Below are 18,128 nucleotides of genomic sequence, written 5' to 3'. Positions count from 1 at the left end.
CGATGAGCACCTCCGACACGATCCGGGTATTCCAGGTCGCCACCGGCAATCTCGGCACCGAGATGATCGGGCGCATCCGCAACCATCCCGATCTCGAGCTCGTCGGGTTGCACTGCTACACGCCCGAGAAGATCGGCCGCGACGCCGGTGAGATCGTCGGCCTCGACCCCATCGGGGTCACCGCGACCGGGACTGTCGAGGAGATCATCGCCGCGCGGCCCGACGTCCTCACCTTCCACGGCGTCTTCCCCGACGAAGATCTCTACGAGAAGGTCCTCGAAGCGGGTATCAACGTGGTCACCACCGCGGACTGGATCACCGGTTTCCACCGCGACACCAACCACGCCCATCCCTCGGGCCGCAAGGTCAGCGAGGTGATCCAGGCCGCCTGTGAGCGCGGAAATGCCACCTTCTACGGCACCGGCATGAACCCGGGTCTGTGCCAGATTCTCGGCATCGTGCACACCGCGGACGTCGCCGACATCGAGAACATCACCGTCACCGAATCGGTCGACGTCTCCTGTCACCACTCCGTCGACACCTGGAAGGCCGTGGGCTACGGCCGCCCGGTCGACGACCCCACGATCCCGGATTCGCTCTACCGCTACACCGCGGTGTTCGCCGACTCGGTCTACCTCATGGCCGACGCCTTCGGACTCGAACTCGACGAGGTGACGTTCGGCTACGAACTCGGCGCCTGCACCAAGGACGTCGACCTCGGCTGGTACTTCATGCCGAAGGGCTCGCTCGGCGCGAGCTACATCAAATATCAGGGCATGGTCGACGGTGTCCCGCGCGTGGAGACCCATCTCGAGTGGCAGATGACGCCGCACACCGACCCGTCGTGGGAGATCAAGGGCTGCTACATCACTCAGGTGACCGGCGACCCCAACATCTACAGCAAGCACATGATCTTCCCGCGCAAGGGTTTCGATCTGTCGAACCCGGAGAACTTCGCCTCGATCGGCATGACCGTCACCGGCCTGCCGGCCCTGAATGCCATTCGATCCGTGGTGGCCGCGCGCCCCGGCATCATCACCAGCGCGGACCTGCCGCTGCGCACCTTCGCGGGACGCTTCAGGATCTGAACGCTCGGCAGCCGCATCCCGGCCCGTCGCGTGGATCGCGCATGCACGGGGTGCGGCTGAATCTTGTTGCGGGCTTTCGCGCTCCGCGCCGGTTAGTGTTGGGCAGGGGTTGCCTAGTCGTCTGATCGGAGGTGTGGGATGGCTGATCTGTTTTCCACCGCGCTGCGGGCTCATCAGTGGATCTACGAGAAGTCGGACGGGTACGTGGGGCACCGGCTGCTGTTCGGGAACCCCACCCTGTTGTTGCGGACGGTGGGGCGCAAGACCGGGCAGCCGCGCACCAGTGCGCTGACCTATGCGCGAGACGGCGACGACTATCTGGTGACGGCGTCCAACGGCGGGTCGCCGCGGCCGCCGGGGTGGCTGGCGAATGTGAAGGCGGCCCCGGAGTGCGAGATCCAGGTCGGGCATCGGCGGATTCCGGTGACCGCGCGGCCGACGTATCCGGACGACACCGAGTACGCGCGGCGGTGGTCGCTGGTCGACAAGGTCAACAAAGGCCGGTACACGCAGTACCAGAAGATGACCGATCGGCCCATATCGGTGGTGGTGCTCAGCCCGCGGAAGTGACGCGGGCGGCGGTCGGACTGGTCACATTCGTCCGGATCGCTTGGTTTTCGGGCAAAGGTTTCGCTATCCTCGCCTCCGAGGGGAGTACTTCCCAAGCGCCACACCGGTCAGTACGGATTCCGCCGTCGGGATCCCCGGATGGCCGCCCGGATATCGGGTGAAGGAGACCTCGGGTGCTTTCGCATACCCGAGGAGACCTGTGAACTCGTCCGTTCTCGCAGCCCAGCAGCTGCACACCATCGGCTCCCCCTGGCTGTGGGCCGCCACCATCGCCGGTGTGCTGGTTCTGCTCGCGCTGGACTTCGTCGTCACTCGCAAACCGCACGAGGTGTCGATGCGGGAGGCGGTCGGCTGGACCGTGTTCTACCTGGCGTTGCCGGTCGCGTTCTTCGGCATTCTGTGGGCCGGATTCGGATCGAAGCCCGCCACCGAGTTCATCACCGGTTATCTGCTGGAGAAGTCGCTCTCGGTGGACAACCTGTTCGTCTTCATGCTGCTGCTGGCGGCCTTCGCGGTCCCGGCGGTGCTGGCGCAACGGGTGCTGCTGTTCGGCATCGTGGGCGCACTGGTGCTGCGCGGCATCTTCATCGCCGTCGGTGCGGCGGCGCTCGCCTCGCTGGACTGGGCGTTCCTGCTGTTCGGCGCGGTTTTGCTGCTCACCGCGCTCAAGCTGATCCGCGACGCGGTCACCGGGCACGAACAGGAAGTCGACATCTCCCGGATGCGCTCGGTGCGCCTGATGCGCAGGCTGATGCCCGTCACCGACGACTACCGCGGCACGAAGATGGCCGTGCGGGAGGCCGGCCGCCGCGCCCTGACCCCGCTCGCCCTGGTGGTCACCGCCGTCATGGCCACCGACCTGGTGTTCGCGATCGACTCGGTGCCCGCGGTCTACGGCGTCACCGGCGACCCGTATCTGGTGTTCGCCACCAACGCCTTCGCCCTGCTGGGCCTGCGCGCCCTCTACTTCGTCCTGCAGGCGGTCCTGGCCCGCCTGGTGCACCTCGCCTACGGCCTGGCCGTGATCCTCGGCTTCATCGGCGTCAAACTGGTGCTGCACTGGGCCCACGGCTACTGGGACTGGCTGCCGGAGATCCCCACCGCCGCCTCGCTGCTGGTGATCGTGGTGGTGCTCGGCGTAGTGACCGTGACCAGCCTGCTGGCCACCCGGGGCGAGAAGGACGGCGACTCCGCCACTGTCGACACGTCCGCTCGATGAGCATCGCGGCCCGCGGGCGCAGGAGTTGTCCGCCGCGCGATCTCGGCCGTACCGTGGGCCGGTGCTGTCCCGCTTCCGGCGTATCGATCCGGTCCGCACCCGGCGCGCCGTCGATGCGCTGCGATTGCCGGAGGCCGTCTTCAAGACCTGTCCCTGGCAGCCGCGGGAATTGGTGGACACCGGTCTGCGGCAATGGTTGCGATGCTGCGGAGCCGCGCTGGCCGACGACCAGGTGATCGGCATGCCGTCCCATGCCGTGGACGAGGCGTGGCACGGTCTGATCCTGTGCACCAAGCGTTACCGGGACTTCTGCGAGGCCGCGTACGGCCGGTTCCTGCACCATTTTCCCGAGGGAGACGGCTACGGCGGCGGCAGCGGTGTGCCGATGGCGACTCAGCTCGGACGCACCGTCGTCGCCTGGTCCCTCGTCGCCGACCCCGGCGAGGACTGCGTGCTGTGGGATCTGGATGTCGTTGTGGGAGTGGAGAATCCGTGGGGAGTCTCGCCGGAGCGGATCGCCGAGGTGGAAACCGCCCTGGGTGAGATCAGCGGAGGTTCAGGGCGCCGCGCTCGGCGGTGACGATGGCCGCCGGTCGCCACGGATTGCTCCTACCGCACAGACCCAGACCGGCGCGAACCGATCGGGTGCGGCGATCCCCCGGGCCGCCCGCGCGTGCCGGCCGAGGTGGCCGTTCGACCTAGCTGCTGCTGCCGCCACCGCAACTACTACCACCGCCACAGCTGCTACCTCCGCCACAGCTACTCCCGCCACTGCAACTACTGCCCCCGCTGCAACTGCTGCCACCCCCACAGCCGCTACCACCACCGCAACTACTGCCCCCGCCGCAACTGCTCCCCCCACCGCAACCGCTGTCCCCGCCGAAGCTGTCCGTACTGCAACCGCCTCCGCCGCAATCACTTCCGCTGAATCTGCGGCCACTGCGACCCGCATCGCCGGCCTCCCATTTCCGACGCCGCGCCGACGGCGATGCTTCTCGGCGAACGGCTGCCACCGAGATCCAGACGAGTGCGCCGACCACGGCCGCGATGACGACGAAGTGCATGAGCGGACGGTAGCCGCACAACCGGGCGTTCGCCCGGTGAGCCGGTTGTGCCGCACCCGGGCGACCTCTCCGGCCGCGAACCTCCTTCGCCGGCCGTTCGTGGCCCGCTCGGCGCAACGGTGCCATGATCGATGGCAGGAGCCCGGTCGCGGGCGTGCCGGGCGTTTCGCATGGTGGTGACGCTATGGACGTTGCGACGTTTGCCGCATTCATCGTGGGGGCGGGGGCGGTGTGCGCCGGGGTCGCGTTCGGGACCGGGTTGCGAGTGGTTCAGCAGTACGAACGCGGGCTGGTGTTCCGATTCGGGCGGGTGCGGGCGGTGCGTAATCCGGGCTTGAGGGTGCTCATTCCGTTCGTCGACAAGATGCACAAGGTGCCGATGCAGGTCGTCACGATGCCGGTGCCGGGACAGGAGGGCATCACTCGCGACAACGTGACCGTGCGGGTCGACGCGGTGGTGTACTTCCGGGTGATCGACCCGACGCAGGCGGTGGTCGAGGTCCAGGACTATCTGTTCGCCGTCGAACAGGTGGCGCAGACCTCGCTGCGCTCGATCATCGGTAAGAGCGAACTCGACGATCTGCTGTCCAACCGCGAACAGCTGAACAAGGGTCTCGAGTTGATGATCGACAGCCCGGCCCTCGCCTGGGGCGTCCACATCGACCGGGTGGAGATCAAGGATGTGGCGCTGCCGGAGTCGCTGAAACGGTCGATGTCGCGGCAGGCGGAGGCCGAGCGTGAACGCCGCGCCCGCGTCATCACCGCCGAGGGCGAGCTCCAGGCCTCACGAAAGCTGACCGACGCCGCCGAACGGATGGCGACCGCCCCGGCGGCCCTGCAGCTGCGACTGCTCCAAACCGTCGTCGAAGTTGCGGCAGAGAAGAATTCGACCCTGGTCCTGCCGTTCCCGGTGGAGCTGCTGCGCTTCCTGGAACGGTCGACCCCGCCGGAATCTGGTGCGGCGCCGGCCGAGAGCCGCCCGGACACGCCCACCGCCGAAGCCGGGACGGCGCACGCGCCGGACACGGATTCCGGCGTGGACCCCCGCGCCGCCGAACCGCCCTGGGCAGACGCCTCGCGATCACCGCAGCACGCACCGATTCGCCCCGAGTGAAGGCCGCCTGCTCTCCAGGCTCCCTCGACCCCGGCGCAAACAGGCGGACCGGTCGCATCGACCGTACGACCGGTCCCTCGCGCCGACGACGCGAAACGCGGCCTACGTCAGCTTCACCCGCGCCGCGACGAAGCGGTTGACGGCCGGGGCCAAGCGGCTGAAGTGGTACTGCAGGTGGGCTTCCGGCGTGACCGGGACGATCTCGCGGTGACGTTCGACCGCGCGCACGATCCGGTCGGCGACCTTCTCCGGGCCGTAGCCGCGTTTGCGGTACAGCGCGTCGTAGCGGGCCTGCTTCGCGGCCTCCGCATCGTCGGACAGGCCCGAGAACTTCGTTGTCGCAACGATATTCGTGTGCACGATGCCGGGGCAGATGGTGTGCACCTCGATACCCTTGCCGGCCAGTTCGGCGCGCAGGCAGTCGGAGAACATGAAAACCGCGGACTTACTGGTCGAGTAGGCGCTGAAACCTTGCTGCGGGCTGTAGGCGGCCATGCTGGACAGGTTGACGATATGTCCGCCGAGCCCCCGCTCGGCCATGGCGGCGCCGAAGGTGCGGCAGCCGTTGACCACGCCGCCGAGGTTCACCCGCAGCACCCGGTCGAATTCGGCGGCGGAGGTCTCGAAGAAGTCTCCGGCCTGGCCGATGCCGGCGTTGTTGATCAGGATGTCGGGCACGCCGTGGGCGGCGATCACCGCGCTCGCGTGCTCGCTCATCGACGCTTCGTCGGAGACGTCGACGGCGTAGGCGTGCGCGATGCCACCGGCCGCCGTGATCAGTTCCACGGTCTCCTTGGCGGCGTCCAGGTTCAGATCCGACAGGACGACCTCGGCGCCGCGGCGGGCGAACGCCAGCGCCGTTTCGCGGCCGATGCCGCTGCCGCCGCCGGTGATCACGACCAGCCGCTCGGTGAACGGCCCGGCTTGCGCGCCGACCTCGGCGCGCCGCAGCGTGCGCGGATACGCACCTGTGTCGACGGCCGTGGCGAGCTCGGTCGCCGAGGTGGCCAGCAACTCCGGATGGGAGAACGGCAGCCAATGCCCGCCCGCGATCTCGCGCCGGAACAGCCGATCGGTCCACTTCGGTGTGTCGTCGTACCCGGCCGGACGCACCGCGATATCGCGGCGCGCGATGATCAGCTGCACCGGCACCTCGGTGTGCCGCTCGCGCGGGCCGAGCATGCGCGGCAGGATGTTGGCGCGGTAGATCCGCATGCCGTCGAAGAAGTCCTGCCGGAACGCCGGGCCCAATGTGACGTTCTCCGGGGAGGTTTCGTTCATCAGGCCGATGAACCGCTTCCACACCTTCTCCGACGACAGCGGCCGCATCACCGCCTTGTTCAGGCCGGGGGTCATGAACAGGAAGGTGTAGGCCGAGGACAGCAGCTGCGTGGCCGGGCCCCACAGCGCGCCGCGGCCCATCCGATTGCGGGTCCACTTCGCCAGGTGGTCGAGATTCGGGCCGGAGACCGAGGTGAACGAGGCCACCCGGGCGGCGGCCTGCGGCTCACACACCGCCTCCCACACCTGCACCGAACCCCAGTCGTGGGCGAGCACGTGCACGGGCCGGTCCGGGCTCACCGCATCGGCCACCGCGAAGAAGTCGGAGGCGAAGCGGTCCAGGCCGTAGTCCTCGGTGCGATCGGTCCGAGTGGAGCGGCCGTGGCCGCGGGTGTCGTAGGCGACGACGTGGAAACGCCCGGACAGCTTGGGAATCACCCGATCCCACAGGTGATGGTCGTCGGGCCAGCCGTGCACGAGCAGCATGGTCGGTGCGGCGGGATCGCCGTATTCGTAGACGGCGATATCGAAGTCACCGTTGCGGACGAAGTGTTCGGAGTCCGGAACGGGGGCGGTGTCGGTCACGAGAATCTCCTCGAAGAGGGCGAGTGGAGGTCAGAGGTCGAGCACCAAACGCTCACCGGCGCACCGTGATACGCAGATGAGCAGTTCGCCCTCGGCGCGCTCGCCGGGGGTGAGGACGGTGTCGCGATGATCGGGCTGCCCGTCGAGTACCCGGACCTTGCAGGTGCGGCAGAAACCCTGCCGGCAGGAGTAGGCGATATCGGGCCGCACGCGCAGCACTTCGTCGAGCACCGAGCGGTCGGCGGGAATGTCGAGCACCTCACCGGTGCGGGCGAGCTCGACGCGGAACGGCTTGCCGTCGACCACCGGCGCGGCAGAGAATCGCTCGGAATACATTTCCACACCGGGCATTTCGCGAACGGCCGCGGCGATCGCCGAGGTCATCGGGACCGGCCCGCAACAGTAGACCGATGTGTCGACGCCGACGCCGGGCAGCAGTTCCGCCGCCGTCGGCACACCCCCCTCGTCGTCGGTGCGCACCGTCACCCGGCTGCCGAAGGATTCTGTTTCGGCGAGGAACGGGATGGTGTCGCGACTGCGGCCGGTGTAGACCATGGTCCAGTCCACGCCCAGCCGATGCGCCATCCGCACCATCGGCAGGATCGGCGTGATCCCGATGCCTCCCGCGACGAAATGCACACGGGCAGCGGAGGATCCGTGGCCCGGCAGGACGAACGGAAAGGCGTTGCGGGGCCCGCGGATGGTGAGTTCGGCGCCGACGCGGAGGTCGTCGTGCACCTCGACCGAACCACCCAGTCCGCCCGGTATCCGGCGCACCGCGACGCGGTAATGGAACCGATCGGCGGGGTCACCACACAGCGAATACTGCCGCAGCCGGCCCGACGGCAGTTCCAGGTCCAGATGGGCGCCAGGTCGCCAGGTCGGCAGTGCGCTGCCGTCGGTGGCGCGCAGCACCAGGCTCACCACATCGGCGTCGTGCGCCTCGATCCGCCGCTCGACCACCCGCACGCGCAACCGGCCGCTGTCGACCGCGCCGGTCACCGGACGCCGATGGATCAGCGACGCCCACCGCATCCGCGCCTCGGCGACCGCGCCGATGATGCCGATCGGCCGGTCCCAGCCGCGCCCGCCGTAGAGGTCGGGCGGCAGCTCGGTGGGCACGGGCCTGCGTGTCGTCACGACGCGAGTGCCTGCGCCGCAGGCGATTTCGCCAGATACGCCACGGCCTGCGCGGTCGATCCGACCGAGGCCGGGGTGTATCCGGGCTTGGCCACCGACAGCGCCGACCACAGCAGCGAGGGAATTCCGGGCAGCGCACCCCGCCACATCGCACCGAGCGCCTTGCCCACGATGCGGGGATACCCCATATTCGGCAGCTCGGCGTCCTGGTGCACCAGATACTTCGTACCGCGCAGCAGCAGCGCCACGAAGATCGGGAAGGTGATCGCCATCAGCGCGCACCGGCGCACGTAGCCGACCTCGAAATATCCGGCGACATCGTGGGCGACGAAGCGGTGCTCGACCTCCTCGGCGCCGTGCCAGCGGTACAGGTCGAGCATGTTGGGCGCGGCGTCGAACCGCTCCAGATCGGCGTTGATGATCCAGTCGCCGAGGAAGGCGAAGAAGTGCTCGAGGGTGGCGATGAAGCCCAGCCGTTCGACGAGGGTCTGGAACTCCTCGCGCGGCGTCTGCCCCTCTCGCGGACCCAGCGCCTTGCGGAAGATGTACTCCATCTGCCGTGCGTAGCTGTCGACGTCGACGCCGTGGGCGCGGAAGACCTGCTGCAGCGAGTCGTTGTGGGTTTCGGCGTGCATGGCCTCCTGCCCCATGAAGCCGATGACCTGTTCGCGCAGCTTCTCGTCCTTGATCAGCGGCAGCGCCTCGGAGAAGGTCTGGATGAACATCCGCTCGCCCTCGGGCAGCAGCAGGTTGAGCGAGTTGAACACATGCGAGGCGATGGGTTCGGCGGCCAGCCAGTGCAGCGGGGTGGCCCGCCAATCGAATTGCACATTCCGCGCGTGCAGCGCCACCTCACCGGGATCGCCCACGCCGCGGTTGCGCATGGGAAGTAACTTCATCGGTACTCCTGGTCGTCATCTCGGCCATCGGTTCCGGCCGCACCGGCACCGTTGCTACAGCAGCGTAGCAATTATCGGGCGGTAAGCGACACCCTGAGTACCACATAATTTTAGCCGCCGGAGCGGTTCAGCGCGGAGTTCTCGGCCAGGTGAAGGTGTGACCGTCGGCATCCACGGTGGTCACCTTGGTGAAGACATTGCCCGGCCGCGCGACGTCGGTCAGCGTCAGATGCACCTTTTTGGTGACGTACTTGCCGGCGGCGCAGTTGGGATCGCAGGTGTTCTCCCGCTCGACACCGTCTCCCTGTGCCTGATCCGGCCCCCAGCTCTGCCACACGATCTGTTCGACCTGAGCACCCAGATCGGCGCAGGCGAGGATCATATTCTCCGGCCGGACCGCCGGCTTACTGAAGGAACAGTCGATAACTTCCGGGACCGTGCTGGCGGTGGTCGCCTTCGGTGCGACCGAGTCGGCCGGGCGAGCGTTCCCCGAGTCGGACGAGCCGCAGCCGGTCAGTATCAGCAACGCGGCGGCCGCGGCCGCGCCGAACAGCGGGCGGCTACCGCGCCGAATCGTGTCACCGTTCATGTCAGTCCCCAGATCTTCGTCGAACTCCACCCGCCGCCCGTGGGCGTGTCTACCAAACCTAGTGGATCGATTCCGCGGCCGTGGGCACGCGACACCGGCGCATACGCGCAACCTCGGCACCTATCGCCCGCTCGGTCGACGACAGCGACTATTCCCCCACCGCGCCGGCGTCGAGATTGCTCGCCGCCCACGCCCACAGCGGTTGCAGCGCCCGCACGAGTTCGGTTCCAGCCGTGGTCAACTCGTAGGCCTTGTCGGCGCGTTTGACGATCACACCGGCGCCTTGCAGGGTCTGCAGGCGCACCGAGAGCATGCTCGAGGAGCAGTTGTCCATGCGCCGGCGCAGCTCGAGGAAACCGAGAGGTCCCGGCGTCAGTTCCCAGACGACGCGCAGCATCCAGCGCTGCCCCAGCAGTTCCATCGCCGCCCGCGGGGCGCCCTCGCGCTCTCTTGCACTTCTCATTTCGAACTACCATAGTGATTCTGAAAGAGAAGCAACGAGTGGGAGTGCGGGTGGATTCACAACGCATCGTGTTGATCACCGGCGCCTCCCGCGGCATCGGGGCGCAGACCGCCCGGATTCTCGCGGGGCGCGGCGATCACGTCGTCCTGAACTATCGCGAGAAACGCAGGCGGGCAAGCATTCTCGCCGATTCGATCGCCGCCGACGGCGGATCGGCGACGCCGGTGGGCGCCGACCTGTCCGATCCCGGGGCCGCCGCGGCCATGATCGAGGAGATCCGCACCCGCTTCGGGCGGCTTGACGTGCTGATCCTCAACGCCTCGGGCGGGCTCGAACACGGCGCCGCGCCCGATTACGCGATGGCGATCAACCGTGACGCCCAGGTGCGGCTGGTCCGGCTGGCGCTACCGCTCATGGCCCCGGGTGCGCGCATCGTGTTCGTCACCAGCCACCAGGCGCATTTCCACGGCCGCAAACCCACCCCGGCGGACTACGAGCCCATAGCGCGGAGCAAGCGGGCGGGCGAGGACGCGCTGCGCGCCATGATCGGCGAATTCGACTCGCTCGGAATCGGTTTCACGGTCGTGTCGGGCGACATGATCGAGGGCACCATCATCGTGCGCCTGCTCGAACGCCGCGATCCGGACGCGGTGGCGGCGCGAACCGAACACGGTGCGCTGCCCACGATCGACGAGTTCGCGACCGCGATCGCCGATACCACCACGGCCGATACCGAATCCGGCCATACGGTCTATGTCGGCGGGACCGACTACCTGGCCGACGCCATCGATCCGGCTACCTGACCGTCGGACGCGGAGCCGGCACCGCCACGGCCACGCTCCGACCCCTCGCTGCGAAGCGGCTACCGTTCGCGGACGGCCGAGCCGACCAGCGGCCGCGGCGCGCCGGCAGCCCGGCCACGATCGGTCCACATCGGCCGCCGCCGGGCCCGCACGATCACCCGTGGGCGTGATCGAACCACTGATACGGGATCGACCAGTCCCATTCGGCCGCGGCCGCTTCGGCGTCGCGGTAGTCGTCGACCTGGCACTCGTTCAGGTAGACCGGAACCATCGCGCCGAAACCCGCACCCAGCGCGGACAATCCGTTCAGCACACAGCGCCACAGAGCGGACTTCTCGAGTCGGTGCACCGGAATCGACCTCCTTGTCGCACTCGGCGAGCGCCCGGGGCGATGCGATCACCCTCGGCGCCTTCGCCGACCAACGCTGTGGGGCAAAACGGTACGCCCGGCAGGCCCCGGCTGTGTCCGGTTTCGGCAATCTTCACAGCAGACCCGCAGCGGTCAGATCCCGGACGTATTTCCCGATCAATTCCCGGCTCAGATGCGGAATGTCGCCGTCCGGGCCGGTTCCCGCCGCCCGCACGGCGGCCCGGAACCGCTCGGCCGGCAGCGCCGATCCCGGAACTGCCGGAGCCGGACGACGGAAACCATGCAGCAGCGGCAGAACCGAATGCCGCCGCTGCCGCTCGGGCAGGGCACGCAGCGCGGTCTCGAAACGCGCCAGCCAGTCGGCGTAGTCGGCGATGCGAGTGATGCGGTGACCGTCGGCGACGAGCCAGTCGACGAAGGTGTCCAGGCCGATGCCGTCGTCGTGCGGGTTGAGCACGTCGAAGGTGTCGAATCCGCTGTCGGCGCCGGGGCCGAGCGCGGTGATGGCGGCGGCGGTGAAGTCCGCGGGAAGGCCGTCGTAGTGGGCGCGGGCGCGACCGCCGTCGGCGGCCGGGCGGTAGAACGATTCCGGTGCGAGGCCGGTGGCGAGCACGCTGAGCAGCAACCGGGTGAACAAGTCGGGCAGATTGAACTGCCCGGCGAATTCGCTGTGCGCGAGGATCATGTCGGACCGGAAGACCGCGACCGGAAGTCCGCACAGGTCGTGCGCCTCGCGCAGCAACACCTCACCGGCCCATTTACTGTTGCCGTACCCGTTGGCGTAGCCGCCGTCGATGACCCGTTCCGGGCTGATCTCGCGGATATCGCCGTCCTCGGTGAAGCGCGCGGGGTCGACCTGGGAGGCCACCGCGACCGTGGACAGATAGGTCACCGGCTTGCGGCGCGCCGTGATCGCCAAGCGGACGACCTCGGCGGTTCCCACCACGTTCGGCCCGAACAGCTGGTCGTAGGGCAGCACGTGATTGACCAGCGCCGCCGGGTGCACCACCAGGTCGACCGTTTCGGCGAGTTCGCGCCACCGGTCCTCGCTCAGCCCGAAATTCGGTTCGCCGATATCGCCCGGCACGACGGTCAGCCGGCGGTCGGCGAGCTCCCGATACCGTTGCAGCAGAACCGGATCCCCGCTGTCGAACGCCTCGTCCAGGCGCGCTCGCGCGGCGTCGGCGTCACCGCCGCGGATCACACAGATCAGGGTGCCGTCGCAGGCGTCGAGCCGGTGCAGCCATTCCAGGCACAGGAACCGGCCGAGGTAACCGTTTGCCCCGGTCAGCAGAACCGTGCGCGGCGGGTCCGATGCGGGCGGCAGAGACTTTGCGGCGGTGAGGGTTTCGTGGTCGATGAACGCGTCGAGGGTCAGATCCGCGGCTCGCACCCGCGGGCCGCGCCCGTGCACGGCGACCAGGGTGGGGCGGCGGCCGCCGCCGCGTCGTTCGGTGTCGATGTGTTCGGCCAAGCGCCGCAACGTATTCGCCGGATGGACGATGGTGCCCACCGGCACCTCCACGCCGAACAGTTCGCTCAGCAGATTCGACAGTGTCAGCGCCGAGAGCGAATCGCCGCCGAGGTCGGTGAAATGCGCCTCCGGCCGGATATCGCCACTCGCGCAGCCCAGCAGGGCCCGCGCGGCGCGGCCCACCGTCTCCAGCACGGGGCGATCGGCCGCACCGTGGCGCAGTGCGGCCAGTTCGTCGGCCTGTTCCTGGGACAGTTCGGCGTAGAGCCGCTCCAGACGCTCGCCGTAGCGCTCCTTCAGTTTGGGCCGCAACAACTTTCCGATCCCCGACAGCAAACCGTTGTCCTGAGTGAACGGTTCGGTCTCGAGCAGGAAGTCGCGCGGAATCTCGTAGCTGTTGAGCCCGGCCTCCTTCGCCAGCTCCTGCAGTGATTCGGCCAGTGCCGCACGAAGATCCGGGAGCGCCTGCGCCTCGTCGGTCGGCACGATCACCGCGAGCAGGTAGGCGCGTTCGCTGCTGCCGTAGACGAAGATCTGACGGATCAGCGCGCTGGTGGAGAACACCGACTCCAGCTTCGCCACGGTGACGAACTCGCCCTGTGACAGCTTGAGCACGTTGTTGCGGCGATCGACGTAGACCAGATGGTCGGGGCCGAGTTCGGCGACCACGTCGCCGGTGCGGTAGAAGCCGTCCTCGTCGAACATCTCCGCGGTGATCTCGGGGCGTTTGAAGTATCCCGGGAACATGGTGGTGGTCTTGAGCAACAGTTCACCGCGCGGATGGGGCTGGTCGGTGCCGAAGTAGCCGAGTTCGGGGACGTCGGCGAGCTTGTAATCCAGCACCGGCGGGCGCCGGACCTTGTTGTCGACGATGACGCTGCCGCCGGCCTCGGTGGAGCCGTATCCGTCGTGCAGGCCGATGGTCAGCACGGATTCCATGAAGGCGCGCATCTCCGGCGCCAGCGGCGCACTGGCGCACATCGCGCCGAGGAAGCGGCCGCCCAGAAGTCGTTCGCGTAGTTCGGCTTTCACCTCGTCCTCGATGACGCCGCGCTCACCACCGGCCGCGATCCGGGCCTCGACCTCACCCTGGTGGTGTTGCAGCAGCATCTCGCAGACGCGCGGAACGAAGACCAGTTCGGTGGGCCGGGTCAGCTCCAGATCCTCGAACAGCGTCGACATATCGCTGCGCGCGGTGAAGTAGGCGGTCCCGCCGCGAGCGAGCGTGCCGCCCAGTTGCAGACGCCCGGCCACATGGCTGAGCGGCAGATAGTTGAGGGTGATCGCGGGCACCGGCGCCTTGGCGGTGTACAACCACATCGCGGCGGCCAAGCGGTCGGTGTACATGGCGCCCTTGGGCGTTCCGGTGCTGCCGGAGGTGTAGATGAGCAGCGACAACGGATCGTCGCCGGGCGCGCTCGCGAGCGGCACGGCCGGGAGGGCGAAACCGTGCTCGACGAGATCGTGCAGCGAGTCGAACGCGATCTCGCGACCCGATTCGGCCAGCCGGGCGCGAGCCGCCGCGACGGCCGCGCGTTCGTCGTCGTCGCCGGTGCTGTCGAAGACGACCAGTTGCCCGATCGTCGCACTCGCCAGCGCGGCCTCGACAGCGGCGTCGAGCAGTTCGGCGCTGCAGGCCAGTACCCGCGCCTCGGTTTCGGCGATGATCGAATTCCATTGCGCGACAGCGGCGGTGGCCTGGAGCGGCACCGCCACGGTACCGAGCCGCACGCCCGCGAGGTCGACGGTGACGTAATCGCTGCTGACGAATCCGACGGTGCACACGAAATCACCGGCGCGCACCCCCGCGGCCTGCCACGCACTCGCCAGCGCGCCGGCGCGTGACCACAGCTGCCGATAGCTCAGGGTTTCGAAGCGCGGCAGCAGCCGCCGCACCCGGCGCCCCTCGGCGTCGACGACGATCTCACCGGCCCGCTGCCCGACGGCCGGACGGTCGGCGTACGCGGTCATGACCGTGTCGACCAGTTCGGCCAGGCGCAGGCCCGGGCGTGCGAGTGCGGCGCTGACGTCCGCATCCGGCCATGCCGCACGCACCTCGTCGTCGGCCATCGCCGCCGCGAGGCGCCGTTTACGCTCGGCCTTCTGCACGTCATCGGGCATGGGTAGGTCTCCCTGGGTCGTCTACCGGCGGACGAGTCGTCCCCACGCGCCACTGTAGCGCGCATCACGGTTAACTTAGCTCCGCTAACTACCCGTTCGTCAAGCCTTTGCGCCAACGATTCGGTAGGCAGCGGCGGAAATGCCTACTCACATGATGGCCGCACCCCCCTGGGCGTCGTTCGATTCCGGTGTGAAGACGTTTCCGTTCCGGCGCCGGGGCGAGACTCCGCGTGGAATAAGTGCGCCACCCACACGCTTCCATATATACCCCCCGGGGTATATGACCCAAGAGAGAAGAGAGAGACATGGCAACTACGACAGTGACCAAGGCGAACTTCGACCAGGTCGTCGCGGGCTCGGACCTGGTGGTTCTGGACTTCTGGGCATCCTGGTGCGGTCCGTGCCGGATGTTCGCGCCGATCTTCGAGCGCGTCGCCGCGAAGCATCCGGACGTCGTGTTCGGAAAGGTCGACACCGAGGCGGAAGAGGAGTTGGCGGGCGCGTTCCGGATCAGCTCCATTCCGACGCTGATGATCGTCCGCGACGGTGTCGTGCTGTACGCGCAGCCGGGCGTCGTCCCCGAAGACGCACTGGAGCAACTCATTTCACGGGCACGCGAGTTGAACATGGACGACGTGCGCCGAGAGATGGCCGCGCAAGCGGCGCGAGTGTGAGCCGGGTCGCTGCCGGATCGCCCCTCGGAACCACCGCGGCTTCGCCGGTTGTTCGGCCGCCGAGAAGCGGTCGAACGGCAGGGGCACGGTGACTTTGTGCCCTCTCGCACCGGGCCGCGCGGATGCGACTGTCCTCCTCATGCAGAACACCGTTTCGCCGGCGGAGCCGATCCTCCAGGTCTCCGCCGGCCGCTATGTGTCGGATGCGGGAGCGGACTACGCGCGGGAGAAGATCGGGCGTGCGCTGGCCCACGCGCCGGAGCCCGTCCTGTCCGCGCGAGTGCGGCTCACCGGTCACGGTGATCCCGCCCTCGGCGGATCGGTTGTCGCCCAGGCCAATGTGAATCTCGCCGGTCGCCCGGTGCGGGTGCAGGTCACCGGCACGAGCACGCGGGAAGCCGTGGACCTGCTCCGGGCGCGGCTCGAGTCACGCCTCGCCCGCATCTCGCGGCACTGGGAAGCCGTACGAGGGGGACGGGGAGCCGGAGCGGTCCACGAATGGCGGCACGGCGCTGCTCCGCGAAACGGATTGCCGTACCACCCGCGTCCGGCCGAGGAGCGTCGAGTCGTGCGGCACAAGTCGTACGCACTGACGAACGAGACCGTCGACGAGGCGGCCTTCGACATGGAACTCATGGACTACGAGTTCCAGCTGTTCACCGAATACGGCAGCCGCGTCGACAGCGTCCTCTATCGCGACGGCGCCACGGGTTACCGTCTGGCGCAGGTGGATCCGCGTCCCGACGCGGTGACCCGCGGCCTGCCGGCATTGTCCGTCAGCAGCCGGCAGGCGCCCCGGCTGAGCGTGCCCGAGGCGATCACCCGGCTGGAACTGACCGGATGGCCGTTCGTCTTCTTCCGGGACCGGGATCTCGATCGCGGCTGCGTGCTCTATCACCGCTACGACGGGCACTACGGCCTGATCACGCCTTCCGACGCCGCAGACCGCACCGACGCCGCGGACCGCACCGAATAGGCCCGGCGCACACGGGAAGAGGAGATACCTATGAGCGGACCGGATACACCGGCGATCGTGGTCGGCGCCGACGGCTCGGAGATCGCATTGCAAGCCGTGGTGTGGGCCGCCGTCGAGGCCGCGTTGCAGCACTGCGCGCTGCACATCGTCACGTCCTACGGCGTAGCGCCGAATCCGGGCCTGACCGCTGCGCTGGCCGCCGCGGAACAGCAGTGGCTGCGCGCGGACGGGGAACGGGTACTGGCCGAAGCGGCTGCGGTGGCGCGCCATGCCACACCCGATGCGACGCCGGCGATCAGCACCGAACTCAGTTTCGACATGATCATCCCCACCCTGCTCGAACATTCGGCGCGGGCGCGGATGGTGGTGGTCGGCAGCCATGGCCGCGGGGCGATCGGGCGGATGGTGCTCGGCTCGGTCAGCACCGCGCTCAGCCGGCACGCGCACTGCCCGGTCGCGGTCGTGCACGGCGATCCGGCCGCCGACGCCGGATGGGCGCGGAAACCGGTCGTGGTCGGAGTGGACGGCACCGCGAACAGCGTCCCGGCCGTCGAACTCGCCTTCGCCGAGGCGTCCCGGCGCGGGGCCGGGTTGGTCGCGGTACACGCGTGGAGCGATCGGAGCGGCTACGACCTGCCCGTGGTCGGCTGGGAGGCGATTCGCGAGACCGAGCGGGTGGTGCTGGCCGAGAGACTGGCCGGCTGGGCGGAACGGTTCCCGGAGGTATCGGTCGAGCGAGTCGTGATGTGCGACAGCCCCGTTCGGGCGCTGCTCGCCCACTGCGAGGACGCGCAACTGCTGGTGGTCGGTACCCACGGGCGCGGCGGGTTTCCCGGTCTGGTTCTGGGTTCGACCAGTACCGCGCTGCTGCATCTCGCGCACTGTCCGACGATCGTCGTCCGGGGCGGCGAGGCCGACGCGGCGGTCACCGAACACGTAACCGCCGGGGCGAAGGGCAGTCGCATGAGTGCCGGCTCGTTCCGCGACGACGAGGGCCGCGGCCGGTGATTCGTCTACCGAAATTGGTCAGCCCTGCTCGGTAGCATCCACCGCATGCCCATCAAACTCGAGAACGTCGGCATCGCCGTTCGCGACCTCGAAGCAACGATCGCCTTCTTCACCGACCTCGGTCTCACGGTTCTCGGCCGGGACACGGTCAGTGGTGAATGGACCGACACCGCCGTCGGTCTCGACGGCAATCACGTCAAGATCGCCATGCTCCAGACCCCGGACGGTCACGGTCGCCTCGAGCTCTTCGAGTACATCCACCCGGATGCGATCGAGACGGAACCCACCCGCCCCAACGAGATCGGCATGCACCGGGTCGCCTTCTCGGTCGACGATATCGACGCAGCCCTCGAGATCGCCGCGAAGCACGGCTGCCATCCGCTTCGCGGCGTCGCGACCTATCAGGACATCTACAAGCTCACCTACCTCCGCGGCCCGAGCGGCATCCTCGTGATGCTCGCCGAGGAGCTGAAGAAGGACTGAGGGCGGATCGCCCGCTCGAGCGAGCCGATCGTGCAAACCGTGGCCGATTCCCTCACCGCGGAGAAGGGCCCGAATACCTCGTGGGCCGGCCCCGGACGTTCCCGCAGCAGCTCCCTGCGAACGACGATGGTGTGCATCATCGGAAAGATCTCGGTGCGCCGGTGATCCCGATGTGGCAGGGAACGTCCCAGCGCCTGTGGGCAGGTG

18 protein-coding genes are annotated in these 18,128 nt (G+C 68.4%); 11 read left to right on the top strand and 7 right to left on the bottom strand.

Going from position 1 to position 18,128, the window contains the following annotated elements; genetic code table 11:
* Window positions 1-2 precede the first annotated feature (2 nt).
* The 5 genes from NN2_RS16280 to NN2_RS16260 all read left to right on the top strand — a co-directional run bounded on the left by NN2_RS16280 (window position 3) and on the right by NN2_RS16260 (window position 5,055).
* A complete protein-coding gene (locus tag NN2_RS16280) occupies window positions 3-1,088 on the top strand; it encodes an NAD(P)H-dependent amine dehydrogenase family protein (RefSeq protein ID WP_063014527.1) in 1,086 nt (361 codons plus the stop codon).
* Window positions 1,089-1,226: 138 nt separating this feature from the next.
* The gene (locus tag NN2_RS16275; protein WP_063014525.1) at window positions 1,227-1,658 is read left to right on the top strand and encodes a nitroreductase family deazaflavin-dependent oxidoreductase; all 432 of its coding nucleotides are present in this window, start codon (window positions 1,227-1,229) and stop codon (window positions 1,656-1,658) included.
* A gap of 199 nt (window positions 1,659-1,857) precedes the next feature.
* A complete protein-coding gene (locus tag NN2_RS16270; RefSeq protein WP_063014523.1) occupies window positions 1,858-2,877 on the top strand; it encodes a TerC/Alx family metal homeostasis membrane protein in 1,020 nt (339 codons plus the stop codon).
* A 61-nt stretch (window positions 2,878-2,938) separates the two neighbouring features.
* Window positions 2,939-3,457, top strand: coding sequence for a UCP032817 domain-containing protein (locus NN2_RS16265; RefSeq protein ID WP_063014521.1), 519 nt, complete (start codon window positions 2,939-2,941; stop codon window positions 3,455-3,457).
* A 668-nt stretch (window positions 3,458-4,125) separates the two neighbouring features.
* Window positions 4,126-5,055 carry a slipin family protein gene (locus NN2_RS16260; RefSeq protein WP_082857022.1) on the top strand — a complete coding sequence of 310 codons (930 nt, stop codon included), beginning with the start codon at window positions 4,126-4,128 and terminating at the stop codon, window positions 5,053-5,055.
* A gap of 102 nt (window positions 5,056-5,157) precedes the next feature.
* On the opposite strand, the gene NN2_RS16255 is transcribed toward NN2_RS16260, so the two are convergent.
* The 5 genes from NN2_RS16255 to NN2_RS16235 form a co-directional block, all read right to left on the bottom strand.
* A complete protein-coding gene (locus NN2_RS16255) occupies window positions 5,158-6,921 on the bottom strand; it encodes an SDR family oxidoreductase (RefSeq protein WP_439955855.1) in 1,764 nt (587 codons plus the stop codon).
* Between the two features lie 30 nt (window positions 6,922-6,951).
* Window positions 6,952-8,061 (bottom strand): PDR/VanB family oxidoreductase, encoded by a 1,110-nt coding sequence (locus NN2_RS16250; RefSeq protein WP_063014516.1) that lies wholly within the window; start codon window positions 8,059-8,061, stop codon window positions 6,952-6,954.
* Entirely contained in the window at window positions 8,058-8,960 is a 903-nt protein-coding gene (locus tag NN2_RS16245; RefSeq protein ID WP_063014513.1) for a metal-dependent hydrolase, read from the bottom strand. Before NN2_RS16245 ends, NN2_RS16250 begins: the two co-directional genes overlap by 4 nt.
* Before the next feature lie 127 nt (window positions 8,961-9,087).
* Window positions 9,088-9,549: a hypothetical protein gene (locus NN2_RS16240; RefSeq protein ID WP_063014511.1), complete on the bottom strand. Its 462-nt coding sequence runs from the start codon at window positions 9,547-9,549 to the stop codon at window positions 9,088-9,090.
* 148 nt (window positions 9,550-9,697) lie between these two features.
* Window positions 9,698-10,012, bottom strand: coding sequence for a winged helix-turn-helix transcriptional regulator (locus tag NN2_RS16235; protein WP_227462808.1), 315 nt, complete (start codon window positions 10,010-10,012; stop codon window positions 9,698-9,700).
* A gap of 50 nt (window positions 10,013-10,062) precedes the next feature.
* Here NN2_RS16235 and NN2_RS16230 point away from each other — a divergent pair, with 50 nt between their 5' ends.
* Window positions 10,063-10,815: an SDR family oxidoreductase gene (locus tag NN2_RS16230; RefSeq protein WP_245658731.1), complete on the top strand. Its 753-nt coding sequence runs from the start codon at window positions 10,063-10,065 to the stop codon at window positions 10,813-10,815.
* Between the two features lie 154 nt (window positions 10,816-10,969).
* Here NN2_RS16230 and NN2_RS16225 read toward each other — a convergent pair whose 3' ends face one another.
* Both NN2_RS16225 and car read right to left on the bottom strand, forming a co-directional pair.
* Window positions 10,970-11,164, bottom strand: coding sequence for a hypothetical protein (locus NN2_RS16225; protein ID WP_030515762.1), 195 nt, complete (start codon window positions 11,162-11,164; stop codon window positions 10,970-10,972).
* A 133-nt stretch (window positions 11,165-11,297) separates the two neighbouring features.
* Window positions 11,298-14,780: a carboxylic acid reductase gene (gene car / locus NN2_RS16220; RefSeq protein ID WP_063014509.1), complete on the bottom strand. Its 3,483-nt coding sequence runs from the start codon at window positions 14,778-14,780 to the stop codon at window positions 11,298-11,300.
* A 305-nt stretch (window positions 14,781-15,085) separates the two neighbouring features.
* Here car and trxA point away from each other — a divergent pair, with 305 nt between their 5' ends.
* From trxA to NN2_RS38960, 5 genes are all read left to right on the top strand, one after another.
* Window positions 15,086-15,454 carry a thioredoxin gene (gene trxA / locus NN2_RS16215; protein ID WP_030515760.1) on the top strand — a complete coding sequence of 123 codons (369 nt, stop codon included), beginning with the start codon at window positions 15,086-15,088 and terminating at the stop codon, window positions 15,452-15,454.
* 139 nt (window positions 15,455-15,593) lie between these two features.
* Window positions 15,594-16,430 (top strand): ribosome hibernation promotion factor, encoded by an 837-nt coding sequence (locus tag NN2_RS16210; RefSeq protein WP_081879512.1) that lies wholly within the window; start codon window positions 15,594-15,596, stop codon window positions 16,428-16,430.
* 30 nt (window positions 16,431-16,460) lie between these two features.
* Window positions 16,461-17,438 carry a universal stress protein gene (locus NN2_RS16205; protein WP_063910779.1) on the top strand — a complete coding sequence of 326 codons (978 nt, stop codon included), beginning with the start codon at window positions 16,461-16,463 and terminating at the stop codon, window positions 17,436-17,438.
* A 45-nt stretch (window positions 17,439-17,483) separates the two neighbouring features.
* Window positions 17,484-17,921, top strand: a complete 438-nt coding sequence (locus tag NN2_RS16200; RefSeq protein WP_063014507.1) for a VOC family protein — start codon at window positions 17,484-17,486, stop codon at window positions 17,919-17,921.
* A gap of 39 nt (window positions 17,922-17,960) precedes the next feature.
* Complete coding sequence (locus NN2_RS38960; RefSeq protein ID WP_281208827.1) at window positions 17,961-18,086, top strand: hypothetical protein; 126 nt, start codon at window positions 17,961-17,963, stop codon at window positions 18,084-18,086.
* Window positions 18,087-18,128 lie beyond the last annotated feature (42 nt).

Origin of the sequence: Nocardia nova NBRC 15556, from assembly GCF_001613005.1 — a bacterium.
GTDB classification, from domain to species: Bacteria; Actinomycetota; Actinomycetes; order Mycobacteriales; family Mycobacteriaceae; genus Nocardia; species Nocardia nova.
This window is presented reverse-complemented; position numbering and strand designations above follow the sequence as displayed.